Below are 26543 nucleotides of genomic sequence, written 5' to 3'. Positions count from 1 at the left end.
TGGACGCGTACCCGCACCCGACCCCGGACAAGGACCCCGAGATGACCCGCGTGATCGCCGGCGCAGCCGGTGGACGTCGTCTGGCAGTGCCGCCAGGGACCGGTACCCGCCCCACCTCCGACCGCGCGCGCGAAGGTCTCTTCTCCACCTGGGAGTCGCTGCTGGGCGGCCCCCTCGACGGCGAGCGGGTCCTCGACCTCTACGCGGGCTCCGGCGCCGTGGGCCTGGAGGCCCTGTCCCGGGGCGCGGGCCACACCCTGCTCGTGGAGGCCGACGCGCGGGCGGCCCGCACGATCCGGGAGAACGTGAAGAGCCTCGGCCTGCCGGGCGCCGAAGTCAGGGCGGGCAAGGCCCGGCAGGTCGTCGAGACCCCGCCGGCGGGCCCGTACGACCTCGTCTTCCTCGATCCCCCGTACGCCGTCACGAACGACGATCTTCGGGAGATTCTCCTCACACTCCGCTCGGGGGGCTGGCTCGCGGCCGACGCCCTCGTCACCGTGGAGCGCAGCACCAGAGGCGGGGAGTTCCCCTGGCCGGACGGTTTCGAAGCGCTGAGGGCCCGTCGCTACGGCGAGGGAACGTTTTGGTACGGTCGCGCCGCCTCTACGTGCGAAGACGCACGATGACCGGACCGGAGAGCGAGGGACCACAAGTGCGCCGTGCCGTCTGTCCCGGGTCGTTCGACCCGATCACCAACGGACACCTCGACATCATTTCCCGCGCCTCTCGTCTGTACGACGAGGTCTATGTCGCGGTCATGATCAACAAGTCCAAGAAGGGCCTGTTCGAGATCGACGAACGGATCGACCTGATCCGCCAGGTCACCGCCGAGTACGGCAACGTCCGCGTCGAGGCGTTCCACGGCCTCCTCGTCGACTTCTGCAAGCAGCGCGAGATCCCGGCCATCGTCAAGGGCCTGCGGGCGGTAAGCGACTTCGACTACGAACTCCAGATGGCCCAGATGAACAACGGCCTCTCGGGCGTCGAGACGCTGTTCGTGCCCACGAACCCCACGTACAGCTTCCTCTCCTCCTCCCTGGTCAAGGAGGTCGCCACCTGGGGCGGTGACGTCTCCCACCTGGTGCCGCCGCTGGTCCTGGAGGCCCTCGGCGAGCGTCTGCGCCAGGGCTGACCCCGGGCAGGGACTCCTGACGGCCCGTCACCCGCTGTCCGGCGGACACCTCATGGCCGTACAGTCGTCCCGTCCGTCTCCAACACAGCTGTAGAGAGTGGCGAGCAACCGGTGGACGTGCAGAAGAAGCTCGACGAGATCGTCACGGCGGTCTCCAGTGCCCGGTCGATGCCGATGTCGGCCTCGTGCGTGGTCAACCGCGCCGATCTGCTCGCCCTGCTCGAAGAGGTGCGCGCGGCCCTTCCGGACTCCCTCGCCCAGGCCGAGGAGCTGATCGGCGGCCGCGAGCAGATGGTCGAGCAGGCCCGCCAGGAGGCCGACCGGATCATCTCCACCGCGCACGCCGAGCGGGGCTCCCTGATCTCCGACACCGAGATCGCCCGCCGCTCCCAGGACGAGGCGGACCGCATCCTCGCCGAGGCGCGCAAGGAGGCCGAGGAGGTCCGCGCGGAGGCCGACGACTACGTGGACTCCAAGCTTGCCAACTTCGAGGTCGTCCTCACCAAGACGCTCGGCTCCGTCGGCCGTGGCCGCGAGAAGCTCCTCGGCACCGGACCCGGTACCGACGAGAACGGCTACGAGGACGAGGACGCCCCCGAGCGCAGCCACGACCCCGAGACCCTGCGCCGCGACGCCGACGCCTACGTCGACACCAAGCTGGGCGCCTTCGAGGCGGTGCTGGCCAAGACCCTGGAGGCGGTCGGCCGCGGCCGGCAGAAGCTGCACGGCCGTATCGCCTCGGACGACCTGGGCGTCCTCGCCGACGACGCCACCACGTTCCAGCACTCCTCCGACGCCGACTACCTCGCCGACCTGACCGCCCTCGCCGAGCAGGATGCCGCGGCCGCGCAGCCCGTCCAGCAGCCGTACGAGCAGCAGGAGCCGCAGCCGCCGTACGGCTACCAGCAGCAGCCGGACCCGTACGGCGGCTACCAGCAGCCCCAGCAGCAGGGGTACGCCCAGCAGGACGTGTACGGCTACCAGCAGCAGGCCGACCCCTACTCCCCCGCTTTCGACTTCGCTCAAGCGGGAGGGGCCCCCATCCAGGGCTACGACGCCCAGCAGGTGCCGTACGACCCGAACCAGGCCGACCAGCAGGCGCAGAACGCCCAGCAGGGCCAGCACGCCCAGCAGGGCCAGCACGCCCAGCAGGGCTACGCGCTCGACGAGACCAGCCTCTTCGACACCGGCATGATCAGCGCCGAGCAGCTGCGCGCCTACGAGCAGGGGCGCGGCCTCTAGGCCCTGCGGCCCGCGCCGGCCCGCTGCCGCTGTCGCGGTCGGGCGGGCGGGACAGGGCCCGATTGGGCTGTGGGCGAAAGCTCCAGTATCCTGTCTCTTCGGTCGCGTGTGCGCTTCGCTTGTTCCGTATACGCCCGCGATCAGCGCTGCCCGCCGTACCGAGGGGCAGCGTCCCCCCGAGCTCAGAAGATCGAAAGCAGGAATGGCCCTGAACGCCCGCCTCGACCACCGCAAGCCTCTCGTGTTCGACACGCACGAGCTGGGGCGGCGGCCCGGTGCGCAGCAGCGCCTGACCCGCGAGATCGAAGCACCCCGGGATCTCGGGATCCAGGGAGTGATCGGCGTGCCGGAAGGCGCACCGCTGGAGCTCGACCTCCGACTCGAGTCGGTCATGGAAGGGGTGCTCGTCACAGGCACCGCCCGTGCACAGGCCGAGGGGGAGTGCGTAAGGTGTCTGGAGCCGCTGGAGCTGGAGCTCGATGCGGACTTCCAGGAGATGTTCTCGTACCCTGACGCCGACGACCGGGGCCGCCCCAAAGCGGAGCCGGTCGACGACGCCGAGGAAGACGAGGACATGCTCTTCCTCGAGGACGGCTTGTTCGACCTCGAACCCGTGCTGCGTGATGCGGTGGTGCTCGCACTGCCGATGCAGCCGGTGTGCCAGGACGACTGCCTGGGTCTGTGCTCCGAATGCGGAGCGCGGCTCACGGACGACCCGGACCACCACCACGACGCCACCGACATCCGTTGGGCGGCACTGCAGGGACTCGCCGGTTCACTCGAAGACGGCGAGAAGGACGAGATGAGTGGCGAAGCGCCTCGACCGGCGCGCGCCAACGAGAAGCAGGAGAAGTAGCCGTGGCTGTTCCGAAGCGGAAGATGTCGCGCAGCAACACGCGCCACCGCCGGTCGCAGTGGAAGGCTGCGGTCCCCACCCTGGTTGCGTGCGAGCGCTGCCACGAGCCCAAGCTGCAGCACATCGCGTGCCCGTCTTGCGGTACCTACAACAAGCGCCAGGTCCTCGAGGTCTGAGCGGCTGGTGAGAGGCTTCATGTCTGACGCCAAGGCGGACACGACCGCCAAGAACAAGGCGGACACGGCCTCGTCCCACACGCTTCTGGAAGGGCGGCTCGGCTATCGGCTCGAGTCCGCCCTTCTGGTGCGTGCGCTGACCCACCGTTCCTTCGCGTACGAGAACGGCGGCCTGCCGACGAACGAGCGTCTTGAGTTCCTCGGGGACTCCGTGCTCGGTCTCGTCGTCACGGACACGCTGTACCGCACCCACCCCGACCTGCCCGAAGGCCAGCTGGCCAAGTTGCGGGCCGCGGTGGTCAACTCGCGTGCGCTGGCGGAGGTCGGCCGTGGCCTCGACCTGGGTTCCTTCATCCGGCTCGGCCGTGGTGAAGAGGGCACGGGCGGCCGGGACAAGGCGTCCATTCTCGCCGACACCCTCGAAGCGGTGATCGGCGCGGTCTATCTCGACCAGGGCCTCGACGCGGCCTCCGAACTGGTGCACCGCCTGTTCGACCCGCTGATCGAGAAGTCCTCGAACCTCGGTGCCGGCCTGGACTGGAAGACCAGCCTCCAGGAGCTCACCGCGACCGAAGGCCTCGGGGTCCCCGAGTACCTGGTCACGGAGACCGGCCCGGACCACGAGAAGACCTTCACTGCTGCTGCCCGCGTCGGAGGCGTCTCGTACGGCACCGGCACCGGCCGCAGCAAGAAGGAGGCGGAGCAGCAGGCCGCCGAGTCCGCGTGGCGGTCCATCCGGGCCGCGGCGGACGAGCGCGCCAAGGCGGCCGAGGCCGCCCCGGCCGACGGCAGCCCGGACACCGAGTCCGCCTCCGCCTGAAGAACAGCGGATCAGTAGAACAGCGGTACGAGACGAGCGCCCGCCCCCATCGGGAGGCGGGCGCTCCGTACGGGGGAACCCATGCCCGAGTTGCCCGAGGTCGAGGTCGTCCGGCGCGGACTGGAGCGATGGGTGGCCCGGCGCACGGTCGCCGACGCCGAGGTCCTGCACCCGCGCGCCGTACGCCGTCATCCGGCCGGCGGCGAGGACTTCGCGCGCCGTCTCGAAGGTCACCGCATCGGCACCCCCAGCCGCCGCGGCAAGTACCTGTGGCTGCCGCTGGCGGACACCGGACAGGCGATCCTGGCCCACCTGGGCATGAGCGGTCAGCTCCTGGTCCAGCCGCCCGGGGCCCCCGACGAGAAGCACCTGCGCGTGCGGGTGCGCTTCGCGGACGAGGTGGACACCGAGCTGCGCTTCGTGGACCAGCGCACCTTCGGCGGCCTCTCGCTGCACGACACGGGCCCCGACGGCCTTCCCGACGTCATCGCGCACATCGCCCGTGACCCCCTCGACCCGCTGTTCGACGAGGAGGCCTTCCACCAGGCGCTGCGGCGCAGGCGCACCACCATCAAGCGCGCGCTGCTCGACCAGTCGCTGATCAGCGGTGTCGGCAACATCTACGCGGACGAGGCGCTGTGGCGCGCCCGGCTGCACTACGACCGCCCCACGGGCAACTTCACGCGTCCGCGCACCGGCGAACTGCTGGGCCACGTGCGGGACGTGATGAACGCGGCCCTGTCCGTGGGCGGCACCAGCTTCGACAGCCTGTACGTCAACGTCAACGGCGAGTCGGGCTACTTCGACCGGTCACTGGACGCCTACGGCCGTGAGGGTCTGCCGTGCAGGCGCTGCGGCACGCCGATGCGCCGCCGTCCCTGGATGAACCGGTCCAGCTACTTCTGCCCGGTGTGTCAGAAGGTGCCGCGCATACCGTCGTAACGCTCGCGGGCGGCCAGCACGTCGTCCATGCGCCCCTCCACGCAGTGGATGAGGGACAGCAGCCGTTCGGCCACCTCCCGCCCCAGCGGGGTCAGCTCGTAGTCCACGCGGGGCGGGTTGGTGGGCTGGGCCTCGCGGTGCACCAGGCCGTCGCGCTCCAGCGCGTGCAGGGTCTGCGACAGCATCTTCTCGCTCACGCCGTCCACCCGGCGGCGCAGCTCGTTGAAGCGCAGGGAGCCTTCGTGGAGCGCGCCGAGCGTGAGCCCGCCCCAGCGCCCGGTGACGTGCTCCAGCGTGCCGCGCGAGGGGCAGGCCCTGGCGAACACGTCGAACGGGAGGTTCCGGTCCTCCGTGCGCTCCTGGGTTATGTCCATGCGTCAAGCGTACGCGAAGGCAGCGCTAGCCGACAGGTTGCACTAACAAAAAGTTAGTGCTTTTCTTTGGTTACTGCTTCCGAGCTGCCCCTTCATCGATCCGTCAAGGAGTACGTATGTCCGCCCCCGTGGTTTCCCCCTCCGTTGCGGCCTCTCCGGTGATCTCCGTCGCCTACCACTCCGGCTACGGCCACACCGCCGTCCTCGCCGAGGCCGTCCGCGCCGGGGCCGCCGACACCGGTGCCCAGGTGCACCTGATCAAGGTCGACGAGATCACCGAGGAGCAGTGGACCCTGCTCGACGGATCGGACGCGATCGTGTTCGGTTCACCGACCTACATGGGGACCGCGTCCGCCGCGTTCCACGCCTTCGCCGAGGCGACGTCCGCGCGCTGGGCCACCCAGGCCTGGCACGACAAGCTGGCCGCCGGGTTCACCAACTCGGGCTCCAAGAGCGGCGACAAGCTGCACACGCTCCAGTTCTTCCAGATCCTGGCCGCGCAGCTGGGCATGCACTGGGTGAACCTCGGCCTGCTGCCCGGCTGGAACAGCAGCACGGCCTCCGAGAACGACCTCAACCGCCTCGGCGTGTTCCTCGGCGCGGCGGCGCAGACCAACGTCGACGAGGGCCCGGACGCCGTCCACAAGGCCGATGTGGCGACGGCCGAGCACCTGGGCCGGCGGGTCGCCGAGACCGCGCGCGTCTTCCTGGACGGCCGCGCCCGCACGGCATGACCCCCGCAACGGGGCCGCAGCCGACCCGCCGAGCGACCTCCAGGGGGCCGGTAGCCGTACGGCCGGGCTAGTACCCGAAGTCCTGCGTCCACCAGGGGCCGCCGGAGCCCAGGTGGACGCCGACGCCCAGCGTCTTGAAGTCGCAGTTCAGGATGTTCGCCTTGTGGCCGGGGCTGTTCATCCAGGCCTCCATGACCGCGGCCGCGTCGGCCTGGCCGCGGGCTATGTTCTCGCCGCCGAGGCCGGATATCCCCGCCTTCGCCGCACGGTCCCACGGGGTCGCCCCGTCCGGGTCGGTGTGGTCGAAGAACCCGCGCGCGGCCATGTCGTCGCTGAACTGCTCGGCGAGATCCGACAGCGCGCTGTTCGCGGAGACGGCGCTGCAACCGACCTTGGCCCGCTCCTCGTTGACGAGCTTGAGCACCTCGGCCGCGGCCTGCGCCTCGGCCGACACCGTCACCGGGGTCTCCGCCTTCGGCGGAGCCTTGGTGGCGGTCCGCTTCGACTCGGACGGCGTGGTCTCCTGCTCCTTCGAAGGGGTGGCCTTCGGCTTCTCGGTCGCGGTCTCGCTCGGCGCGGCCGCCGAGGCGGACGCGGAGGCCGAGGGCGAGGACGGCGCGGCCGACGACGCCGGGGCGGCGGGCGACGCCGACCGGCCGGCGTCGCGGCTGGTCGACGTGCCGCCCCGTCCGGAGTCGGCGGAGCCGGAGGTGCCGCCCTGCTCGGAGGCCGAGTTGGTCGGGGAGTTCGCGGCCTGCACCTTGTCGGCCGAGCCGCCGCCCCCGCCGAGCTGGTAGTTGTCGAGGCCGGGCACGACGCCCGTGGCCACCGCGACGGTGCCGATGGCGACCGCGGCGGAGACGCCCAGCAGTCCCGTCTTGACGGGCGTGGCGACCCTCTTCTTGCGGCGGCGGCCCGCGGCCGCGCGCGCCGAGCCGCGCTCCGGTGCGCCGCCGTCGGGCCGGAAGCCGTCCGCCGCGAAGACCGCGGTGTCGTCGTGGGCGTACCCCTCGCCGGTGGCGAACAGGTACTCCTGGCTCCTGGCCACGGAGTCGGCGTACGCCTCCGGGTTGAGATACGGCGCGATGCCCATGGTGGGGCGGTCGCCGGCATACGAGTCCCGCGAAGTGCGACTGTCCGCGTGCGAGCCGTGCGTCTGTGTGACCCCCGTGGCGCGGCTCGTGGCGGCGCGGCCGGCGGCGGAGCGTCGGTGGCGTCCCATGTCCTTGCCTTCCTCGTCCAAGCGGTGTTCCCCACGGTCGGCCGAAGTGCCGGGGCGCAGCGCGCCTCCTGCTTCCTCTGGTCGACCTGACTCACACGATCGAGTGAGTTTCATATGAGAATCATTGGGTGGGGACGGTACCGCATGGCTCTGAGAGAGGAAGTGCTCCGAGCGTCTTTGCCCGGTTAGGTTGCACCCATGAGTGAGGATGTACGGCTGGTCGCCTGGGTGCGCGGACACGTCCAGGGCGTGGGTTTCCGCTGGTTCACAAGGGCGAAGGCTCTGGAGATCGGCTGCCTGAGTGGTTTTGCTCTCAATTTGGCGGACGGACGGGTCCAGGTAGTTGCGGAGGGGGCCCGTGAGGGCTGTGAGGGACTGCTCGACTGGCTTCTGAGTGACGACACGCCCGGACGCGTGGACGGCGTCACCGAGATCTGGGACACACCGCGCGGGGGTTACGACGGCTTCGCGATCCGCTGAGAAGCGCGGGCGCGACACCGCCGTACGGGATCCGGAACATGCCGTCGGCACCTGCCCCCAGCAGAAAGAAGCAGGTGGTTGCCAAGAATCGCTTGCAGTGGCAGGCTCCGCACGCAAGGATGATCGCCACGCCCCGAGGGCCCCGCAGGAGTCGCAGCGCCGCCGTTCAGGCCGCGCGCCACCGGGCCGCCCGCCAATACGGGGCGTGATCGTGTTGACCGTCAAACTTTTTGGTGAGACGCTGAAAGCACCCCGCGCACCTCAGCTGTTTGGCATGGATGAACGTCAGCACCAGCAAGATCATGCCAAGCACCGCGGGTGCGAATCCCTCACGACCCACACCGCTTCGGTCGGTCACTCATTGTGGAGGACCATCCATCATGGCAAAGGCGCTTCTCGGTTACGTCGGCGGCTCCGACCCGCGACTCCTCGCCGAGATGCGACGGCTCCAGCAGCGTGTACAAGATCTGGAATCCGAGCTCGGACGGATCCAGGCCGAGAACGACGCGCTGACGGCTGCCGCTTCTCACGAATCGCTTCTGGAGAGCATCGACGCACGCCAGGCGGAGCCTGCGCTCACCTGATCGCTGCACCGCTGCACAACGGCACACGCAGTGGTCGGGCGGCTCTACTCACCCGCGTCGGACCGCTAGGTTGTCAGAGTTTGCAAGGGACGCTTCGGCGTCCCTTCTTTCTTTCCCCGCCGTTCTTTCCCCCGTCTTTTCAGCCCGTCGTCCCCGCCCGCTCCATTTAATTCCCCCGCGCACCCTTTCAGTCTCTTAACGTTTGGTCTGCCCTGCGCGTTCACGGGCGAAACCGCGGGTTCATGGAGTGAGACACCCCCGGAAGGTAGAGTCCAGCGCCGTGCACCTCAAGGCCCTGACCCTCCGGGGTTTCAAGTCGTTCGCCTCGGCGACCACGCTCCGGTTCGAACCGGGTATCACCTGTGTGGTCGGACCGAACGGCTCGGGCAAGTCCAACGTCGTCGACGCGCTCAGCTGGGTCATGGGCGAGCAGGGCGCCAAGTCCCTGCGCGGCGGCAAGATGGAGGACGTCATCTTCGCCGGCACCACCGGCCGTCCGCCGCTGGGCCGGGCCGAGGTGTCCCTGACCATCGACAACTCCGACGGGGCGCTGCCCATCGAGTACGCCGAGGTCACCATCACGCGGATCATGTTCCGCAACGGCGGCAGCGAGTACCAGATCAACGGCGACACCTGCCGGCTGCTCGACATCCAGGACCTGCTGTCCGACTCCGGCATCGGCCGCGAGATGCACGTCATCGTCGGCCAGGGCCAGCTCGACTCCGTGCTGCACGCCGATCCCATGGGGCGGCGTGCCTTCATCGAGGAGGCCGCGGGCGTCCTCAAGCACCGCAAGCGCAAGGAGAAGGCGCTCAGGAAACTGGACGCGATGCAGGCCAACCTCGCGCGCGTGCAGGACCTGACCGACGAACTGCGGCGTCAGCTCAAGCCACTGGGCCGCCAGGCCGCCGTCGCCCGCCGCGCCGCCGTCATCCAGGCCGACCTGCGCGACGCCCGGCTGCGTCTGCTCGCCGACGACCTCGTACGGCTGCGGGAGGCGCTGCGGGGCGAGATCGCCGACGAGGCCGCCCTCAAGGAGCGCAAGGAGGCCGCCGAGCAGGACCTGCGCAAGGCGCTCCAGCGGGAGGCGCTCCTCGAGGACGAGGTCCGCAGGCTCGCGCCGCGGCTCCAGCGCGCCCAGCAGACCTGGTACGAGCTGTCCCAGCTGGCCGAACGCGTCCGCGGCACGGTCTCCCTCGCCGACGCGCGCGTGAAGAGCGCCACCTCCGCGCCGCCCGAGGAACGCCGGGGCCGCGACCCCGAGGACATGGAGCGCGAGGCCGCCCGCGTCCGCGAGCAGGAAGCCGAACTGGAGGCAGCCCTCGAAGCGGCCCAGCACGCGCTCGACGACACCGTCGCCCACCGCGCCGACCTGGAGCGGGAGCTGGCCCTCGAAGAGCGGCGCCTGAAGGACGTCGCCCGCGCCATCGCCGACCGCCGCGAGGGCCTGGCCCGGCTGAACGGCCAGGTCAACGCGGCCCGCTCGCGCGCCGCCTCCGCCCAGGCCGAGATCGACCGGCTGGCCGCCGCCCGGGACGAGGCCCAGGAGCGGGCGGTCGCCGCGCAGGAGGAGTACGAGACGCTCAAGGCGGAGGTCGACGGTCTCGACGCGGACGACCAGGAGCTGGGCGACCGGCACGAGGGCGCCAGGCACCGGCTCGCCGAGGCGGAGGCCGCCCTCACCGCCGCCCGCGACGCGGCCACGGCGGCCGAGCGCCGGCGTGCCGCGACCCGGGCCCGTCACGAGGCGCTCGCGCTGGGCCTGCGCCGCAAGGACGGCACGGGCGCGCTGCTCGGCGCGCGGGACGCGCTCGGCGGCCTGCTGGGCCCGGCGGCCGAACTGCTGAGCGTGACCCAGGGGTACGAGACCGCCCTCGCCGCCGCTTTCGGCGCGGCGGCGGACGCCCTCGCGGTGACCACCCCGTCCGCCGCGGCCGAGGCCATCCGCCTCCTGCGCAAGCAGGACGGCGGCCGGGCGGCGCTGTTGCTCGGCGGCGCGCCGGACGACGTACCCCGGGAGCCGGGGGAGTCCGGCGGGCCGCGGTACGCCGCCGACCTGGTGCGAGGTCCCGCCGAGCTCATGCCCGCCGTGCGGCGCCTCCTGCGGGACGTCGTCGTCGTGGACACGCTGGAGGACGCCGAGGAGCTCGTCCACTCCCGTCCCGCCCTCACCGCCGTCACCGCCGAGGGCGACCTGCTCGGGGCGCACTTCGCGTACGGCGGGTCCGCCGGGGCGCCCAGTCTGCTGGAGGTGCAGGCCTCGGTCGACGAGGCGGCCGCCGAGCTCGACGAACTGGCCGTGCGCTGCGAGGAGCTGGCGCGGGCCCAGGAGGCGGCGGGGGAGCGGCGCGGGGAGTGCGCCGCGCTCGTCGAGGAGCTGGGGGAGCGGCGGCGGGCCGCCGACCGGCAGAAGTCGGCCGTGGCCCAGCAGCTCGGGCGGCTCGCGGGGCAGGCGCGGGGTGCCGCGGGGGAGGCCGAGCGCTCCACGGCGGCCGCGGCACGGGCGCAGGACGCGCTGGACCGGGCCGTGGAGGAGGCCGAGGAACTCGCCGAACGGCTGGCGGTGGCCGAGGAGATGCCGGTCGAGGAGGAGCCGGACACCTCCGCGCGCGACCGGCTGGCCGCCGACGGGGCCAACGCCCGGCAGACCGAGATGGAGGCCAGGCTCCAGGTCCGTACGCACGAGGAGCGGGTGAAGGGGCTCGCCGGCCGGGCCGACTCGCTGGACCGGGCCGCGCGCGCGGAGCGTGAGGCACGCGCGCGTGCCGAGCAGCGGCGGGCGCGGCTGCGGCACGAGGCGGCCGTCGCGCAGGCCGTGGCCGGCGGGGCGCGTCAGCTGCTCGCCCATGTCGAGGTGTCCCTCGGGCGGGCCGAGGCGGAGCGGGTCGCCGCCGACGCCGCCAAGGCGCTGCGGGAACAGGAGCTGGCCGCCGCACGCGCGGCGGGGCGGGACCTGAAGGCCGAGCTGGACAAGCTGACGGACTCGGTGCACCGGGGCGAGGTGCTGGGCGCCGAGAAGCGGATGCGGATCGAGCAGCTGGAGACCAGGGCGCTGGAGGAGCTCGGGGTGGAGCCCGCGGGGCTCGTCTCCGAGTACGGGCCGCACCAGCCGGTGCCGTCCTCCCCGCCGGCCGAGGGCGAGGTGCTGCCGGAGGACCCCGACGACCCCCGCAACCGGCCGAGGCCGTTCCTGCGGGCCGAGCAGGAGAAGCGGCTGAAGGCGGCCGAGCGGGCCTACCAGCAGCTGGGCAAGGTGAACCCGCTCGCGCTGGAGGAGTTCTCCGCGCTGGAGGAGCGCCACAAGTTCCTCAGCGAGCAGCTCGAGGACCTCAAGAAGACCCGTGCCGACCTCCTTCAGGTGGTGAAGGAGGTGGACGAGCGGGTCGAGCAGGTCTTCACCGAGGCGTTCCGGGACACCGCCCGCCAGTTCGAGGGAGTCTTCGGGCGGCTCTTCCCCGGCGGCGAGGGGCGGCTGATCCTGACCGACCCCGACAACATGCTGACCACCGGTGTCGACGTCGAGGCCCGGCCGCCCGGCAAGAAGGTCAAGCGGCTCAGCCTGCTCTCGGGCGGCGAGCGGTCGCTGACGGCCGTCGCCATGCTGGTGTCGATCTTCAAGGCCCGGCCCAGCCCGTTCTACGTCATGGACGAGGTCGAGGCCGCGCTCGACGACACCAACCTCCAGCGGCTGATCCGGATCATGCAGGAGCTCCAGGAGTCCTCGCAGCTGATCGTGATCACGCACCAGAAGCGCACGATGGAGGTCGCCGACGCGCTGTACGGCGTCTCGATGCAGGGCGACGGTGTGTCGAAGGTCATCAGCCAGCGTCTGCGCTGAATCGCCGATGAGCGGGTATCCGGAGTGAAGCTCCGACTGTCCCTTCAAGAGTTGAACACGAGCCCCTCACCTGTGTGCTGAAACGTCACAGTCACCACCTCTTGACTTCGATACTTGAAGGCATAGTCTCGGCACCGTTGCTTTTACCTTCAGATACCACCTATCTGGAGGGGTTGAGTCCCCGTCGGCGGCGTTGCCGACGGCCCGAGGAGTTGAACGTGACCAGCACAGAGCAGGCACAGAAGTCAGGAGCCGCCACGGCTCACCCCGATCATCTCGGGCACGTCATCTTCATCGCCGCGGCGGCCGCGATGGGCGGCTTCCTCTTCGGCTACGACAGCTCCGTCATCAACGGCGCCGTCGAAGCCATCCGGGACCGCTACGACGTCGGCTCCGCGGCCCTGGCGCAGGTCATCGCCATCGCCCTGATCGGCTGCGCCATCGGCGCGGCGACCGCGGGACGCATCGCCGACCGCATCGGCCGCATCCGCGTCATGCAGATCGCCGCCCTGCTGTTCACCGTCAGCGCCGTCGGCTCGGCCCTGCCCTTCTCGCTGTGGGACTTCGCCCTGTGGCGGGTCGTCGGCGGCTTCGCCATCGGCATGGCCTCCGTCATCGGCCCGGCCTACATCGCGGAGGTCGCCCCGCCCGCCTACCGCGGCCGCCTCGGCTCCTTCCAGCAGGCCGCCATCGTCATCGGCATCGCCGTCTCGCAGCTGGTCAACTGGGGTCTGCTCAACTCCGCCGGCGGCGACCAGCGCGGCAAGCTCATGGGCCTGGAGGCCTGGCAGGTCATGCTGGGCGTCATGGTCGTCCCGGCCGTCCTCTACGGCCTGCTCTCCTTCGCCATCCCCGAGTCCCCCCGCTTCCTCATCTCCGTCGGCAAGCGCGAGCGGGCCCGTGCCATCCTCGAAGAGGTCGAGGGCGACAAGATCGACCTCGACGCCCGCGTCACCGAGATCGAGCACGCGATGAAGAGCGAGCACAAGTCCACCTTCAAGGACCTGCTCGGCGGCTCCTTCTTCTTCAAGCCGATCGTCTGGATCGGTATCGGCCTGTCGGTCTTCCAGCAGTTCGTCGGCATCAACGTCGCGTTCTACTACTCCTCGACGCTGTGGCAGTCGGTCGGCGTCGACCCGACGGACTCGTTCTTCTACTCGTTCACGACGTCGATCATCAACATCATCGGCACCGTCATCGCGATGATCTTCGTGGACCGCGTCGGCCGCAGGCCGCTCGCCCTCATCGGCTCGGCCGGCATGGTCGTCGGCCTCGCCCTGGAGGCCTGGGCCTTCTCCTTCGACCTCGTCGACGGCAAGCTGCCCGCCACCCAGGGCTGGATCGCCCTGATCGCCGCCCACGTCTTCGTCCTCTTCTTCGCCCTGTCGTGGGGCGTGGTCGTCTGGGTCTTCCTCGGCGAGATGTTCCCCAACCGCATCCGCGCCGCCGCCCTCGGTGTGGCCGCGTCCGCGCAGTGGATCGCCAACTGGGCCATCACCGCGAGCTTCCCCTCGCTGGCCGACTGGAACCTCTCCGCGACCTACGTGATCTACACGGTCTTCGCCGCGCTCTCCATCCCGTTCGTCCTGAAGTACGTCAAGGAGACGAAGGGCAAGGCGCTGGAGGAGATGGGCTGAGCCTCCCCGAGGCCCTCCGACTCGAGGAGCCGGGCCAAGTCCCCGCCGCCCGCTCCTCGACCCCCGTGGGACGTGCTGCCCCGGCTCACCCGCTGAGCCGGGGCAGCACGTTCTCGCAGAACAGCCGCAGCCCGCGCCACCCCTCGGCCGTCGGCATCCCGCCCGCCAGCGGATGCAGGACGAGACTGTCGAGCCCCTGCTGCACGCACTCGTCCGGTGTCAGGATCCGGTAGACCCCCTCGTTCCGCAGTTCCTGGACGCTGCCCGCCGCCGACCGCACCGCCGAGCGGATCTCGTGGGACTGCCAGGAGGCGTACGTGCGGGCCTCGTGCAGGAAGTGCCGGCCGTACTCGGCCCAGGCCCGGTCCGGGTCCTCGGCGATGTGCAGCAGCGGGGTCTCGGCCGCGGGCATCATCGTCCAGCCCTGCGTCCCGTACTCCACGAGCCGCTCCTTGTAATAGGCCTCCAGCTCCGGCAGGTGGGCGCTCGGGAAGAAGGGCAGGCCGAGGCGGGCCGCCCGGCGGGCCGCGGCCTCGGAGGACCCGCCCACCAGCAGCAGGGGGTGCGGCTCGGTGGCCGGACGCGGGGTGACCCGTACCGTACGGCCCCGGTAGGTGAACTCCTCGCCGGTCCACGCCTTGAGCAGGGTGTCGAGCAGCTCGTCCTGGAGCCGCCCGCGCCGTTTCCAGTCCACCCCCGCCCGGGCGTACTCCTCGGGCCGGTAGCCGATCCCGGCGACCGTGACCAGCCGGCCGCCGCTCAGCAGGTCGAGCACCGCGATGTCCTCGGCCAGCCGCAACGGGTCGTGCAGCGGGCCGATCACAGCCGAGACCGTGACCGCGAGCCGCCGGGTCGCGCCCAGCACCGCGCCCGCGAAGGCGAACGGCGACGGGAGCCAGTTGTTCTCGGCCCCGTGATGCTCCTCGGTCTGCACGGTCGTGACCCCGCACTCGTCGGCGTACGCGGCCATCTCCAGCGCGGTCCGGTAGCGCACGCCCAGCTCGGCGGGGGTCGCGCCGGGAGCGACGAGGTTGAAACGGACGACGGTGACGGGCATGGAGGAGCCCCCTTCGCCGGGTGGACGGGTGTCGATGCGGGGAGGACGTTAGCTGACAGACCGTCAGGTAACCAGGGGCAGGGCACCGCCGGCGCCCGGCGGGTGTTCCTCGCGGTTCGGCCGTGCGGCCACCCGCCCCGGCGGGGAGGGGTCACGCATACTGGACGGGTTATGGAAACCGTCATCCTTGCTGTAGTCATCGCCGTGGTCGTGCTCGGTGTGCTGGGCGGGCTCGTCGTCGGCAGCCGACGGACGAAGTCGCTGCCGCCCCCGCCCCCCACCGCGCCCGACATCACCGCCCCGCCGGCCGAGCCGCAGGTCGGCGACGAGGCCGAGACACCGCGCGACGAACCGCGCCGCACGATCGAGGAGGTGGATCTACCCGACGGCGCCCAGGCCGGTACCGCCGTCGAGGAGCCGCCCGTTGTCGAGGCACCGGGGATCGAGATCCCCGAGCCCACCGAGGGGCGGCTGGTCCGCCTCCGCGCCCGGCTGTCCCGCTCGCAGAACGCCCTCGGCAAGGGCCTGCTCACGCTGCTCTCGCGCGAGCACCTCGACGAGGACACCTGGGAGGAGATCGAGGACACCCTGCTCACCGCCGACGTCGGGGTGCAGCCCACCCAGGAGCTCGTCGAGCGGCTGCGCGAGCGCGTCAAGGTGCTCGGCACCCGTACCCCCGAGGAGCTGCGCGGCCTGCTGCGCGAGGAGCTGCTCAAGCTGGTGGGCACCGAGGTCGACCGCACCGTGCGGACCGAGCCCGAGGAGCGCAAGCCGGGCATCGTGATGGTCGTCGGGGTCAACGGCACCGGCAAGACCACCACCACCGGCAAGCTCGCGCGCGTCCTGGTGGCCGACGGGCGGACCGTCGTCCTGGGCGCCGCCGACACCTTCCGGGCCGCCGCCGCCGACCAGCTCCAGACCTGGGGCGAACGGGTCGGCGCCCACACCGTGCGCGGCCCCGAGGCGGGCGACCCCGCCTCCGTCGCGTTCGACGCGGTGAAGGAGGGCAAGGAGATGGGGGTGGACGTCGTCCTCATCGACACCGCGGGCCGGCTGCACACCAAGACCGGGCTCATGGACGAGCTCGGCAAGGTCAAGCGGGTCGTCGAGAAGCACGCGCCGCTCGACGAGGTGCTGCTCGTCCTCGACGCCACCACCGGCCAGAACGGCCTGGTCCAGGCCCGCGTCTTCGCCGAGGTCGTCGACATCACCGGCATCGTCCTGACCAAGCTGGACGGCACGGCCAAGGGCGGCATCGTGGTCGCGGTCCAGCGCGAACTGGGCGTTCCGGTCAAGCTGATCGGACTCGGCGAGGGCGCCGACGACCTCGCGCCCTTCGAGCCGGAGGCGTTCGTGGATGCCCTTATCGGGGACTGACCGGCCGCCCGCCGCACACGGTACGTCCGCGAGAAGCGCCCGCCCCCAGGTGCAGTGGGAGCGGGCGCTTCGCTGTGCGCGCGCCGGTGATCAGGCGCGTGAGCGGTGGGCCAGATAGGCCAGCGTGCCCAGCAGCAGGCGCGCCCGAGGGGGGCGGGTCGCCGAGTCCAGGGCGGGCGGGCGCAGCCAGCGCACCGGGCCGAGTCCGCCGCGGTCGGAGGGCGGGGCCGTGAGGTACGCACCCGGGCCGAGGCCGCGCAGGTCCAGGGCCGTCGGGTCGTCCCAGCCCATGCGGTAGAGCAGGCCGGGCAGTTCGGCGGCGGCGCCGGGCGCGACGAAGAACTGGGTGCGGCCCTCGGGGGTGGCGGTGACCGGGCCGAGCGGCAGGCCCATGCGCTCCAGCCGGACCAGGGCGCGCCGGCCGGCCTGCTCGGCGACGTCGATCACGTCGAACGCGCGCCCGACGGGCAGCATGACCGCGGCCCCGGGGAACTCGGACCAGGTCCTGCCCACGTCGTCGAGGGTGGCTCCGGCGGGGACCTGCGGGGCGAACTCCAGCGGGTGCGCGCCGGGTTCGCGGCAGTCGGGCCGCCCGCACGAACAGGCGCCCGCGGCGGCCCGGGCGCCGGGCACCACGTCCCAGCCCCACAGTCCCGTGAACTCGGCGACGGCGGTGCACTCGGACGAGCGGCCGCGCCTGCGCGTGCCGGAGCGGATCTCGCGAATACCGCCGATCGTGAAGCCCATGCCCCCTCCAACGGGTCCGACGCACCGATGGTTACGCAGCGGTCCGGTCCGGTGACTCTCTGTGTCTCCGCTTCCCGCCGGTCCTGCGATCCAGCCGGGCGCCCGGAAGTGCTCCGGGTGGTGTGCCCTGCCGAGTGCGCCCCTGAGTGCTTCGCTCCGCTCATTCCCGGCCGTCCCGTGTCAAGTGAATCGCGCGCAGGTCATCGGTAGTTCATTCGAAGGGGTGGCGAATGGTGGCGTTTCCGGGATCCTCGTGGCTGGAGCCGTGATCGTAGGATTACTTTGAGTGTGCGGGTCCTGGAGGCACATGCGCTTGTGGGTATGCCGGAGGCAAGTCGGCTTTCCGTTCGAAGGGTGACAAGAGGCGTACGGAGGGCCGTATTTACCGGCATTCTGATAAGGTTTGGCGCACTCAGTGACAAGTGGTCTCAGGGATGGGGGCGTTCCAGTGAGCGGCAACGGCGGAAGCGGAAGTAGCGCTGCGGGTGCGGAGAAGCGCCCGAACGAGTTGCTCGCCTCGTGGTTCGTGCGAAGCGGCTGGTCGAAGGGTGAACTGGCCCGTCAGGTCAACCGCCGGGCCCGCCAGTTGGGCGCCAACCACATCTCCACGGACACCTCGCGCGTGCGCCGCTGGCTGGACGGCGAGAACCCGCGCGAGCCCATCCCCAGGATCCTCTCCGAGCTGTTCTCCGAACGGTTCGGCTGCGTCGTCTCCGTCGAGGACCTCGGGCTGCGCGCGGCGCGCCAGGCGCCCTCCGTCACGGGCGTCGACCTCCCGTGGACGGCCCCCCAGACCGTGGCCCAGCTCAGCGAGTTCTCGCGCAGCGACCTGATGCTGGCCCGCCGCGGCTTCCTCGGGACCTCGCTGGCCCTGTGCGCCGGCCCCTCGCTCATCGAGCCCATGCAGCGCTGGCTCGTGCCCTCGCCGCCCGCCCCGCTCGGGGAGCCCGGCTCGATGCCGACCAGCAGGGCCCGCGGCCGGCTCTCCCGGCCGGAGCTGGACCTGCTGGAGTCCACCACCGTGATGTTCCGGCAGTGGGACGCCCAGTGCGGCGGCGGGCTGCGCCGCAAGGCCGTCGTCGGACAGCTGCACGAGGTGACGGACCTGCTCCAGGAACCCCAGCCCGAGGACACCGCGCGCAGGCTGTTCAAGGTCGCCGCCGAACTGGCGGAACTCGCGGGGTGGATGAGCTACGACGTCGGGCTCCAGCCCACCGCCCAGAAGTACTTCGTGCTCGCCCTGCACGCCGCCAAGGAGGCCGGAGACCGGCCGCTCGGCAGCTATGTGCTGTCCAGCATGAGCCGGCAGATGATCCATCTCGGCCGCCCCGAGGACGCCCTGGAGCTGATCCACCTCGCCCAGTACGGCAGCCGGGACTGCGCGAGCCCGCGCACCCAGGCCATGCTGTATGCGATGGAGGCCCGCGCCTACGCCAACATGGGCCAGCCCGGGCGGTGCAAGCGGGCCGTGCGGATGGCCGAGGACACCTTCGCCGAGTCGGACGAGTGGGACGAGCCCGACCCCGACTGGATCCGGTTCTTCTCCGAGGCGGAGCTCTACGGCGAGAACAGCCACTCCTTCCGCGACCTCGCCTATGTCGCCGGCCGCAGCCCCACCTACGCCTCGCTGGCCGAGCCCCTGATGCGCAAGGCGGTGGAGCGCTTCGCGGGGGACCACGACCACCAGCGGTCCTACGTGCTGAACCTGATCGGCATGGCCACGGTGCACCTCCTCCGGCGTGAGCCCGAGCAGAGCGCCACCCTCGCGACACAGGCCATGAAGGAGGCCAAGAAAGTGCGCTCCGAGCGCGTCAACACTCGTATCCGAAAGACCGTCGACAGCGCGGTACGCGAATTCGGTGATCTCTCCGAGGTCGTGGATCTGACCGAGCGGCTCACCATCGAGCTGCCGGAGACCGCCGAAGCCGTCTGACCCCCCTGATCCACAGGGTGAAACCCATGAACCCCGGCCGCGGCCGGTCCTCCCGAACTGCCCGACTCGGCTCCCCCATGCCAGGTCATCGGAAGGCCGACCGCGGCCGGTTCCCTGTCTTCTCACAAGGTTGCGCCACGATAACGATCCGCCCGGCGGACATCAGCCGGTTCATCGAGGCGTAACGCGCAGGCCGTCTTCGTCACAGCGGCGAAACAACGAGGGGCCTCCACCGAAACCGCGCTGCGCGAATCTCATGGCGCATAACCGGCCCACCCCTCACGAACCCGCTCTGGCTTCGCCCGCACGGGGCCGTACCTACGACGAGGAGACGCCGATGGCAGCAGCCATCACGCTTGCCGCGGAGGCACCCAAGCTGTCCTCCGCGAACACAGGCTTCATGCTCATCTGTTCCGCCCTGGTGCTGATCATGACCCCGGGCCTCGCCTTCTTCTACGGCGGCATGGTCCGCGTGAAGAGCACGCTGAACATGCTGATGATGAGCTTCATCAGCATGGGGATCGTCACCATCCTGTGGGTGCTGTACGGCTTCTCCCTCGCGTTCGGGACCGACTCCGGCAGCCTCATCGGCTGGAACTCCGACTGGCTCGGCCTGAGCAACATCGGCCTGACGGAGCTGTGGGACGGCTACACCATCCCGATCTTCGTGTTCATGGTCTTCCAGATGATGTTCGCGATCATCACGCCCGCCCTGATAAGCGGTGCGCTCGCCGACCGCGTCAAGTTCTCCGCGTGGGCGCTGTTCGTCGCCCTGTGGGCCACGGTCGTCTACTTCCCGGTCGCCCACTGGGTCTGGGGCGCCGGCGGCTGGGCCTTCGAGCTGGGTGTCATCGACTTCGCCGGCGGTACGGCGGTCCACATCAACGCCGGCGCCGCGGCCCTCGGCGTGATCCTCGTCATCGGCAAGCGCGTCGGCTTCAAGCGGGATCCGATGCGCCCGCACAGCCTGCCGCTGGTCATGCTCGGCGCCGGTCTGCTGTGGTTCGGCTGGTTCGGCTTCAACGCGGGCTCCTGGCTCGGCAACGACGACGGCGTCGGCGCGCTGATGTTCGTCAACACGCAGGTCGCCACCGCCGCCGCCATGCTGGCCTGGCTCATCTACGAGAAGATCCGCCACGGCGCCTTCACGACGCTGGGCGCCGCCTCCGGCGCGGTCGCCGGTCTGGTCGCCATCACCCCCTCGGGCGGCGCGGTCTCCCCGCTCGGCGCCATCGCCGTCGGCGCGGTCGCCGGTCTGCTGTGTGCCATGGCCGTCGGCCTGAAGTACAAGTTCGGCTACGACGACTCGCTCGACGTCGTCGGCGTCCACCTCGTCGGCGGTGTCATCGGCTCCCTGCTCATCGGCTTCTTCGCCACCGGCAAGGGGCAGTCCACGGCGACCGGCGTCTTCTACGGCGACCACTCCTTCGACCAGCTGTGGAAGCAGTGCGCCGGCGTCTTCGCGGTGCTCGCCTACTCGCTGGTGGTCTCCGCGATCCTCGCCTTCCTCCTCGACAAGACCATCGGCATGCGGGTCCCCGAGGACGACGAGATCGCCGGCATCGACCAGGCGGAGCACGCCGAGACCGCATACGACTTCAGCGGGGCCGGCGGCGGCGCCGCCCGCACGACCGCCCTCCCGACCGCGGTCACCGACGCGAGCAAGAAGGTGGACGCATGAAGCTCATCACCGCCGTCGTCAAGCCCCACCGGCTCGACGAGATCAAGGAAGCCCTCCAGGCGTTCGGGGTCCACGGTCTGACGGTCACCGAGGCCAGCGGCTACGGTCGTCAGCGGGGACACACCGAGGTCTACCGCGGTGCCGAGTACACCGTCGACCTCGTCCCCAAGATCCGCATCGAGGTACTGGCCGAGGACGACGACGCCGAGCAGCTGATCGACGTCATCGTCAAGGCGGCCCGCACCGGCAAGATCGGTGACGGCAAGGTCTGGTCCCTCCCGGTCGAGACGGCCGTACGGGTCCGCACCGGCGAGCGCGGCCCGGACGCGCTCTGACGGCAGAACAGAACAGGAGTCGCTGGGTGACGAGTACGGACGTGCGCAACGAGGCAGAGGACTCGGGACCCAGCGGCTACGCGGCGGCCCGGCTGCGCCTCCTCACCGAGGGGGCGCGGTCCGGGCCGCCGCGCCGTACGGCCCTCGCGGAACTGACCGACGACTGGCTCAGCGGGCTCTTCACCGCCGGCGCCGAGGTGCCGAGGGGCGCCTCCCTGGTCGCCGTCGGCGGCTACGGCCGCGGCGAGCTGTCCCCGCGCAGCGACCTCGACCTCCTGCTGCTGCACGACGGCGACGACCCCAAGGCGGTCGCCGCCCTCGCCGACCGGCTCTGGTACCCCGTGTGGGACCTGGGCCTCGCCCTGGACCACTCCGTCCGCACCCCGGCCGAGGCCCGCAGGACCGCGGGCGAGGACCTCAAGGTCCAGCTCGGCCTCCTCGACGCCCGCCATCTCGCGGGCGACGCCGCGCTGACGGCGGGACTGCGCACGGCCGTCCTCGCCGACTGGCGCAACCAGGCGCCCAAACGCCTTCCCGAACTCCAGGAACTCTGTGTCGAGCGCGCCGAACGCCAGGGCGAGCTCCAGTACCTGCTGGAGCCCGACCTCAAGGAGGCCCGGGGCGGGCTGCGGGACGCCACCGCGCTGCGGGCCGTCGCCGCCTCCTGGCTGGCCGACGCGCCCCGCGAGGGCCTCGCCGACGCCCGGCGCCGGCTCCTCGACGTGCGGGACGCCCTGCACCTGGCCACCGGCCGGGCCACCGACCGGCTGGCCCTCCAGGAGCAGGACCAGGTGGCCGCCGAACTGGGCCTGCTGGACGCCGACACCCTGCTGCGGCAGGTGTACGAGGCGGCCCGGGTCATCTCCTACGCCAGCGACGTCACCTGGCGCGAGGTGGGGCGCGTGCTGCGCTCGCGCGCCGTGCGGCCCAGGCTGCGCGCCATGCTGGGCGGCGGCAAGCCCGCGCCCGAGCGGTCGCCGCTGGCCGAGGGCGTCGTCGAACAGGACGGCGAGGTGGTGCTCGCCCGGGCCGCCCGCCCCGAACGCGATCCCGTGCTCCCGCTGCGCGCCGCGGCCGCCGCGGCGCAGGCCGGCCTCCCGCTCTCCCTGCACGCCGTACGGCGTCTCGCGGCCACCGTGCGCCCGCTGCCCACCCCCTGGCCCGCCGAGGCGCGCGAACAGCTGGTCACCCTGCTCGGCTCGGGGCAGCCCACCGTCGAGGTCTGGGAGGCGCTGGAGGCCGAAGGGCTGATCACCCGGCTGCTGCCCGACTGGGAGCGGGTGCGCTGCCGCCCGCAGCGCAACGCCGTGCACATCTGGACGGTCGACCGGCACCTCATCGAGACCGCCGTGCGCGCCTCCGAGTTCACCCGCCGCGTCGGCCGCCCCGACCTGCTGCTCGTCTCGGCCCTGCTGCACGACATCGGCAAGGGCTGGCCGGGCGACCACTCGGTCGCGGGGGAGATCATCGCCAAGGACGTCGCCGCCCGCATCGGCTTCGACCGCGCCGACGTCGCCGTCCTCTCCACGCTCGTACGGCACCACCTGCTGCTGATCGAGACCGCCACCCGGCGCGACCTGGAGGACCCGGCGACGGTCCGCTCGGTGGCCGACGCGGTCGGCTCCCAGGGCACCCTGGAGCTGCTGCACGCGCTCACCGAGGCGGACGCGCTGGCCACCGGCCCGGCCGCCTGGTCCTCCTGGCGGGGTTCGCTCGTGGCGGACCTGGTCAAGCGGGTCGGGGCGCTGCTCGCCGGTGACGAGCCCGACGAGCCGGACGCCGCGGCGCCGACCGCCGAGCAGGAGCGGCTCGCCATCGAGGCGGTCGCCACCGGCAGCCCCGTGCTGGCGCTGCGCGCCCAGACCGAGGCGCCCGCCGAGAACCCGGCCGCCGAGGACCCCGAACCGCTCGGCGTGGAGCTGCTCATCGCCGTACCGGACCAGTCGGGCGTGCTGCCCGCGGTGGCCGGCGTCCTCGCCGTGCACCGGCTGACCGTGCGCACCGCCGAGCTGCGCGCGCTGGACCTGCCGGCCGGCGTCGAGGGCTCGGTGCTGCTGCTGAACTGGCGGGTCGCCGCCGAGTACGGCTCGCTGCCCCAGGCGGCCCGCCTCCGCGCCGACCTGGTCCGCGCCCTGGACGGTTCCCTGGACATCGCCGGGCGCCTCGCCGAACGGGACGCCGCCTACCCCCGCCGCCGGGGCGTCGTCGCGCCGCCGCCGCGGGTCACGGTGGCCCCGGCCGCCTCCCGGCACGCCACGGTCATCGAGGTGCGCGCGCAGGACGCGCCCGGACTGCTGTTCCGGATCGGGCAGGCCCTGGAGGACGAGGGGCTGCGGGTCCGCAGCATGCACGTCTCGACCCTCGGCGCCAACGCCGTGGACGCCTTCTACGTCACCGGAGCGGAGGGCGTGCCCCTGCCGGGCGACGAGGCCGCCTCGGTGACCCGCAAGCTGGAGGAGACGCTGCGGGCCTGACCCGGCCGGTGTCCCCGCCCGGCGATTGCGGCGGGCGGGGACGAATGTCTTGCGCGGCCGGATACCCTGGAAGACGCTCAGACTGCCCCCGACTCCGAGGACCGACGCCGCCGTGTTCGATACTCTCTCCGATCGCCTTTCAGCGACCTTCAAGAACTTGCGCGGCAAGGGGCGCTTGAGCGAAGCGGACATCGACGCCACGGCGCGCGAGATCCGCATCGCGCTCCTCGAGGCCGACGTGGCCCTCCCGGTCGTCCGCACGTTCATCAAGAACGTCAAGGAACGCGCCCTCGGCGCCGACGTCTCCCGGGCGCTCAACCCCGCCCAGCAGGTCCTCAAGATCGTCAACGAGGAACTCGTCACGATCCTCGGCGGGGAGACGCGCCGGCTGCGCTTCGCCAAGCAGCCGCCGACCGTGATCATGCTGGCCGGTCTCCAGGGTGCCGGTAAGACCACCCTCGCGGGCAAGCTCGGCCGCTGGCTCAAGGAGCAGGGCCACTCGCCGCTGCTCGTCGCCTGTGACCTCCAGCGCCCCAACGCCGTCAACCAGCTCAGCGTCGTCGCCGAGCGCGCCGGTGTGGCCGTGTACGCCCCGCAGCCCGGCAACGGCGTGGGCGACCCGGTCCAGGTCGCCAAGGACTCCGTCGACTTCGCCAAGGCCAAGGTCCACGACATCGTGATCGTGGACACCGCCGGCCGTCTCGGCATCGACGCCGAGCTGATGCGGCAGGCCGCGGACATCCGCGACGCCGTCTCGCCCGACGAGATCCTCTTCGTCGTCGACGCCATGATCGGCCAGGACGCGGTCAACACCGCCGAGGCCTTCCGTGACGGCGTGGGCTTCGACGGCGTGGTGCTCTCCAAGCTCGACGGCGACGCCCGCGGTGGCGCCGCCCTGTCGATCGCCTCGGTGACCGGCAAGCCGATCATGTTCGCCTCCAACGGCGAGAAGCTCGACGAGTTCGACGCGTTCCACCCTGACCGGATGGCCTCCCGCATCCTCGACATGGGTGACCTGCTCACCCTGATCGAGCAGGCGGAGAAGACGTTCAGCCAGGAAGAGGCCGAGAAGATGGCCTCCAAGCTGGCGTCCAAGAAGGGCCAGGACTTCACCCTGGACGACTTCCTGGCCCAGATGGAGCAGGTCAGGAAGATGGGCAGCATCTCCAAGCTGCTCGGCATGCTGCCCGGCATGGGCCAGATCAAGGACCAGATCGCCAACCTCGACGAGCGTGACGTCGACCGGACCGCCGCCATCATCAAGTCGATGACCCCGGGCGAGCGCCAGGACCCGACGATCATCAACGGCTCGCGCCGCGCCCGTATCGCCAAGGGTTCCGGTGTCGAGGTCAGCGCGGTGAAGGGCCTGGTCGAGCGGTTCTTCGAGGCGCGCAAGATGATGTCCCGCATGGCCCAGGGCGGCGGCATGCCGGGGATGCCGGGGATGCCGGGCATGGGCGGCGGCGCCGGCCGGACGAAGAAGCAGCCGAAGCAGGCCAAGGGCAAGCAGCGCTCCGGCAACCCGATGAAGCGCAAGCAGCAGGAGCTGGAGGCGGCCCGGCGCCGCGAGGCGCAGGCCCAGGGCGGCAACGCGCTCGGGCTGCCGCAGCAGGGCGCCCAGGACTTCGAGCTGCCGGACGAGTTCAAGAAGTTCATGGGCTGACCGGATCGCACGGGGCCCGCAGCCGGGCCCGTCCGTCCGCACCGTCACACCGCGTGGGGCGCTCTTCCGTTCACGGAGGGGCGCCCCACGCGCGTGCCGCCACCGGCGCCAGGCCCTCTCCGGCGTCCGCCGCTTCCCGGCGCCCGCCGCTTCCCGGTGGGCAGCTCTGGGGGAGGGCCCGCCGGACGGCACGGCCCCGGGGTGGCGGGGGAGCGTCAGGGAGTGCGCGCGATCAGGTACCGGAACACGTTCGGCATCCACACGGTGCCGTCCGGGCGGCGGTACGGGTGCAGCGCCTCCGTCAGTTCCTTGTCGACCTGCGCCTGGTCCGTCGCCATGACGGCGGCGTCGAACAGGCCGGTGGACAGCAGGCCCCTGAGGGCGCTCTCCACGTCCGCGTAGCCGAAGGGACAGGCCACCCGGCCCGACCCGTCCGGCCTCAGCCCGGCCCGTCCGGCGACCTCCTCCAGGTCGTCGCGCCGCGCCCGGCGCAGCCGGACCGTGCCGGTGCGCAGCGGATCGGCGAGGCGGGTCGCGACCCGCAGGACCGAGGAGGTGGCGCAACGTTCCGGCGGACCCCAGCCGACCAGCACCACGGGCGCCCCGCGCACCGCCAGGGGCGCGGCCGCCGCGAGCAGGACGGCGAGCCCGTCCGCGTCACCGGCCCGGCACCCCACCGGCTCGAACGCCGTCACCAGGTCGTACGCGCGCGTGCCCGGACCGGCGGCCTTCCCCGGTAACCGGTCGGTGAGGCGGACACCGCCGCCCCGCCCGCCCGCTCCCGTGCCCGGCTCCCTCGGCAGCAGCCGCTCGCGCGCGAGGGCCAGCCGTTGCGGGGAGGCCGGCTCGACGCCGGTGAGGACCGTCGCGCCCCGGGAGGCCGCCGCCAGCAGGGCCAGCCCCGAACCGCAGCCGAGACCGAGGAGCCGGGTGCCGGGCCCTACGTCCAGTCGCTCGTAGACGGCCTCGTAGAGCGGGACCAGCATCCGCTCCTGGATCTCCGACCAGTCACGCGCGCGTGCACCCGGGTCCGCGCGGGGCGTCGGCCCCGCGAGTGGCAGGTGCTGCCGCACGAGCGTAGGTGTCATGGATAAGCGCCCCAATCCGCCGAGAGTTGCCGCAGTAACCGATCAGGTGGCCCCCGTGCAGTGCGCTCGCACTTCCCCCGTATGCCAGGTAACTCCCCGTACGCGACGGCGTCCAGGGGTCTCGGGGCCCCGCTTGTGCGCAGGCCGCCCC

Annotated in this window: 23 protein-coding genes; 18 read left to right on the top strand and 5 right to left on the bottom strand. The window is 71.7% G+C overall.

The genetic code is table 11. The features are described 5' to 3' along the window. The first annotated feature begins 41 nt into the window (after positions 1-41). From rsmD to mutM, 7 genes are all read left to right on the top strand, one after another. A complete protein-coding gene (gene rsmD / locus Saso_RS33530) occupies positions 42-626 on the top strand; it encodes a 16S rRNA (guanine(966)-N(2))-methyltransferase RsmD (protein ID WP_189926654.1) in 585 nt (194 codons plus the stop codon). A gap of 26 nt (positions 627-652) precedes the next feature. Further along, positions 653-1132 carry a pantetheine-phosphate adenylyltransferase gene (gene coaD, locus Saso_RS33525; protein WP_189926853.1) on the top strand — a complete coding sequence of 160 codons (480 nt, stop codon included), beginning with the start codon at positions 653-655 and terminating at the stop codon, positions 1130-1132. 111 nt (positions 1133-1243) lie between these two features. After that, the gene (locus Saso_RS33520; protein ID WP_189926652.1) at positions 1244-2374 is read left to right on the top strand and encodes an ATP synthase F0 subunit B; all 1131 of its coding nucleotides are present in this window, start codon (positions 1244-1246) and stop codon (positions 2372-2374) included. Positions 2375-2576: 202 nt separating this feature from the next. Next, the gene (locus Saso_RS33515; protein ID WP_189926650.1) at positions 2577-3230 is read left to right on the top strand and encodes a YceD family protein; all 654 of its coding nucleotides are present in this window, start codon (positions 2577-2579) and stop codon (positions 3228-3230) included. Between the two features lie 2 nt (positions 3231-3232). Then, on the top strand, positions 3233-3406 hold the full coding sequence (rpmF, locus tag Saso_RS33510) for a 50S ribosomal protein L32 (RefSeq protein WP_007493396.1): 174 nt from the start codon (positions 3233-3235) through the stop codon (positions 3404-3406). 19 nt (positions 3407-3425) lie between these two features. After that, positions 3426-4226: a ribonuclease III gene (gene rnc, locus Saso_RS33505; protein ID WP_189926648.1), complete on the top strand. Its 801-nt coding sequence runs from the start codon at positions 3426-3428 to the stop codon at positions 4224-4226. 81 nt (positions 4227-4307) lie between these two features. Beyond that, a complete protein-coding gene (mutM, locus tag Saso_RS33500) occupies positions 4308-5168 on the top strand; it encodes a bifunctional DNA-formamidopyrimidine glycosylase/DNA-(apurinic or apyrimidinic site) lyase (protein WP_189926646.1) in 861 nt (286 codons plus the stop codon). Here mutM and Saso_RS33495 read toward each other — a convergent pair. Next, positions 5141-5542 (bottom strand): winged helix-turn-helix transcriptional regulator, encoded by a 402-nt coding sequence (locus tag Saso_RS33495; RefSeq protein ID WP_189926644.1) that lies wholly within the window; start codon positions 5540-5542, stop codon positions 5141-5143. The genes mutM and Saso_RS33495 overlap by 28 nt on opposite strands. A gap of 116 nt (positions 5543-5658) precedes the next feature. Between Saso_RS33495 and Saso_RS33490 the strand changes: the two genes are divergently transcribed. Continuing rightward, positions 5659-6276: a flavodoxin family protein gene (locus Saso_RS33490; protein WP_189926642.1), complete on the top strand. Its 618-nt coding sequence runs from the start codon at positions 5659-5661 to the stop codon at positions 6274-6276. A 67-nt stretch (positions 6277-6343) separates the two neighbouring features. On the opposite strand, the gene Saso_RS33485 is transcribed toward Saso_RS33490, so the two are convergent. Beyond that, positions 6344-7498: a CAP domain-containing protein gene (locus tag Saso_RS33485; RefSeq protein ID WP_189926640.1), complete on the bottom strand. Its 1155-nt coding sequence runs from the start codon at positions 7496-7498 to the stop codon at positions 6344-6346. 198 nt (positions 7499-7696) lie between these two features. On the opposite strand from Saso_RS33485, the gene Saso_RS33480 reads away from it, so the two are divergent. The 4 genes from Saso_RS33480 (at position 7697) to Saso_RS33465 (ending at position 14037) form a co-directional block, all read left to right on the top strand. Continuing rightward, entirely contained in the window at positions 7697-7978 is a 282-nt protein-coding gene (locus Saso_RS33480) for an acylphosphatase (protein WP_189926638.1), read from the top strand. A gap of 380 nt (positions 7979-8358) precedes the next feature. Beyond that, positions 8359-8562, top strand: coding sequence for a hypothetical protein (locus Saso_RS33475; RefSeq protein WP_020128723.1), 204 nt, complete (start codon positions 8359-8361; stop codon positions 8560-8562). 280 nt (positions 8563-8842) lie between these two features. Beyond that, a complete protein-coding gene (gene smc / locus Saso_RS33470) occupies positions 8843-12400 on the top strand; it encodes a chromosome segregation protein SMC (RefSeq protein WP_189926636.1) in 3558 nt (1185 codons plus the stop codon). Between the two features lie 218 nt (positions 12401-12618). Beyond that, positions 12619-14037, top strand: a complete 1419-nt coding sequence (locus Saso_RS33465) for a sugar porter family MFS transporter (protein WP_189926634.1) — start codon at positions 12619-12621, stop codon at positions 14035-14037. A gap of 85 nt (positions 14038-14122) precedes the next feature. Here Saso_RS33465 and Saso_RS33460 read toward each other — a convergent pair whose 3' ends face one another. After that, a complete protein-coding gene (locus Saso_RS33460) occupies positions 14123-15094 on the bottom strand; it encodes an LLM class flavin-dependent oxidoreductase (protein ID WP_189926632.1) in 972 nt (323 codons plus the stop codon). 171 nt (positions 15095-15265) lie between these two features. On the opposite strand from Saso_RS33460, the gene ftsY reads away from it, so the two are divergent. Next, positions 15266-16471, top strand: a complete 1206-nt coding sequence (gene ftsY / locus Saso_RS33455) for a signal recognition particle-docking protein FtsY (RefSeq protein WP_189926630.1) — start codon at positions 15266-15268, stop codon at positions 16469-16471. 90 nt (positions 16472-16561) lie between these two features. Here the strand turns inward: ftsY and Saso_RS33450 are convergent, their stop codons facing one another. Further along, positions 16562-17218 carry a bifunctional DNA primase/polymerase gene (locus Saso_RS33450; RefSeq protein ID WP_189926628.1) on the bottom strand — a complete coding sequence of 219 codons (657 nt, stop codon included), beginning with the start codon at positions 17216-17218 and terminating at the stop codon, positions 16562-16564. Between the two features lie 448 nt (positions 17219-17666). Between Saso_RS33450 and nsdA the strand changes: the two genes are divergently transcribed. From nsdA to ffh, 5 genes are all read left to right on the top strand, one after another. Then, entirely contained in the window at positions 17667-19151 is a 1485-nt protein-coding gene (nsdA, locus tag Saso_RS33445) for a transcriptional repressor NsdA (RefSeq protein ID WP_189926626.1), read from the top strand. 337 nt (positions 19152-19488) lie between these two features. After that, positions 19489-20832, top strand: a complete 1344-nt coding sequence (locus Saso_RS33440) for an ammonium transporter (RefSeq protein WP_189926624.1) — start codon at positions 19489-19491, stop codon at positions 20830-20832. Further along, positions 20829-21167, top strand: a complete 339-nt coding sequence (locus tag Saso_RS33435; RefSeq protein WP_003997576.1) for a P-II family nitrogen regulator — start codon at positions 20829-20831, stop codon at positions 21165-21167. The genes Saso_RS33440 and Saso_RS33435 overlap by 4 nt, the downstream gene beginning before the upstream one ends. A 26-nt stretch (positions 21168-21193) precedes the next feature. Continuing rightward, positions 21194-23641 (top strand): [protein-PII] uridylyltransferase, encoded by a 2448-nt coding sequence (locus tag Saso_RS33430; protein WP_189926622.1) that lies wholly within the window; start codon positions 21194-21196, stop codon positions 23639-23641. A gap of 112 nt (positions 23642-23753) precedes the next feature. Then, complete coding sequence (ffh, locus tag Saso_RS33425) at positions 23754-25304, top strand: signal recognition particle protein (RefSeq protein WP_189926620.1); 1551 nt, start codon at positions 23754-23756, stop codon at positions 25302-25304. A 215-nt stretch (positions 25305-25519) separates the two neighbouring features. Here the strand turns inward: ffh and Saso_RS33420 are convergent, their stop codons facing one another. Further along, positions 25520-26392, bottom strand: a complete 873-nt coding sequence (locus Saso_RS33420; RefSeq protein ID WP_189926618.1) for an SAM-dependent methyltransferase — start codon at positions 26390-26392, stop codon at positions 25520-25522. Positions 26393-26543: the final 151 nt, after the last annotated feature.

The sequence above is a fragment of the Streptomyces asoensis genome (assembly GCF_016860545.1).
In the GTDB taxonomy this organism is placed as follows: domain Bacteria; phylum Actinomycetota; class Actinomycetes; order Streptomycetales; family Streptomycetaceae; genus Streptomyces; species Streptomyces asoensis.
This window is presented reverse-complemented; position numbering and strand designations above follow the sequence as displayed.

Excerpts from the sequence above, each read along its gene's own strand:
- rsmD (WP_189926654.1), top strand. The coding sequence starts at position 42 with ATGACCCGCGTGATCGCCGGCGCAGCCGGTGGACGTCGTCTGGCAGTG.
- Saso_RS33515 (WP_189926650.1), top strand. The coding sequence starts at position 2,577 with ATGGCCCTGAACGCCCGCCTCGACCACCGCAAGCCTCTCGTGTTCGAC.
- rnc (WP_189926648.1), top strand. The coding sequence starts at position 3,426 with ATGTCTGACGCCAAGGCGGACACGACCGCCAAGAACAAGGCGGACACG.
- mutM (WP_189926646.1), top strand. The coding sequence starts at position 4,308 with ATGCCCGAGTTGCCCGAGGTCGAGGTCGTCCGGCGCGGACTGGAGCGA.
- Saso_RS33495 (WP_189926644.1), bottom strand. The coding sequence starts at position 5,542 with ATGGACATAACCCAGGAGCGCACGGAGGACCGGAACCTCCCGTTCGAC.
- Saso_RS33490 (WP_189926642.1), top strand. The coding sequence starts at position 5,659 with ATGTCCGCCCCCGTGGTTTCCCCCTCCGTTGCGGCCTCTCCGGTGATC.
- Saso_RS33485 (WP_189926640.1), bottom strand. The coding sequence starts at position 7,498 with ATGGGACGCCACCGACGCTCCGCCGCCGGCCGCGCCGCCACGAGCCGC.
- Saso_RS33480 (WP_189926638.1), top strand. The coding sequence starts at position 7,697 with ATGAGTGAGGATGTACGGCTGGTCGCCTGGGTGCGCGGACACGTCCAG.
- Saso_RS33475 (WP_020128723.1), top strand. The coding sequence starts at position 8,359 with ATGGCAAAGGCGCTTCTCGGTTACGTCGGCGGCTCCGACCCGCGACTC.
- Saso_RS33460 (WP_189926632.1), bottom strand. The coding sequence starts at position 15,094 with ATGCCCGTCACCGTCGTCCGTTTCAACCTCGTCGCTCCCGGCGCGACC.
- ftsY (WP_189926630.1), top strand. The coding sequence starts at position 15,266 with ATGGAAACCGTCATCCTTGCTGTAGTCATCGCCGTGGTCGTGCTCGGT.
- Saso_RS33450 (WP_189926628.1), bottom strand. The coding sequence starts at position 17,218 with ATGGGCTTCACGATCGGCGGTATTCGCGAGATCCGCTCCGGCACGCGC.
- Saso_RS33440 (WP_189926624.1), top strand. The coding sequence starts at position 19,489 with ATGGCAGCAGCCATCACGCTTGCCGCGGAGGCACCCAAGCTGTCCTCC.
- Saso_RS33435 (WP_003997576.1), top strand. The coding sequence starts at position 20,829 with ATGAAGCTCATCACCGCCGTCGTCAAGCCCCACCGGCTCGACGAGATC.
- Saso_RS33420 (WP_189926618.1), bottom strand. The coding sequence starts at position 26,392 with ATGACACCTACGCTCGTGCGGCAGCACCTGCCACTCGCGGGGCCGACG.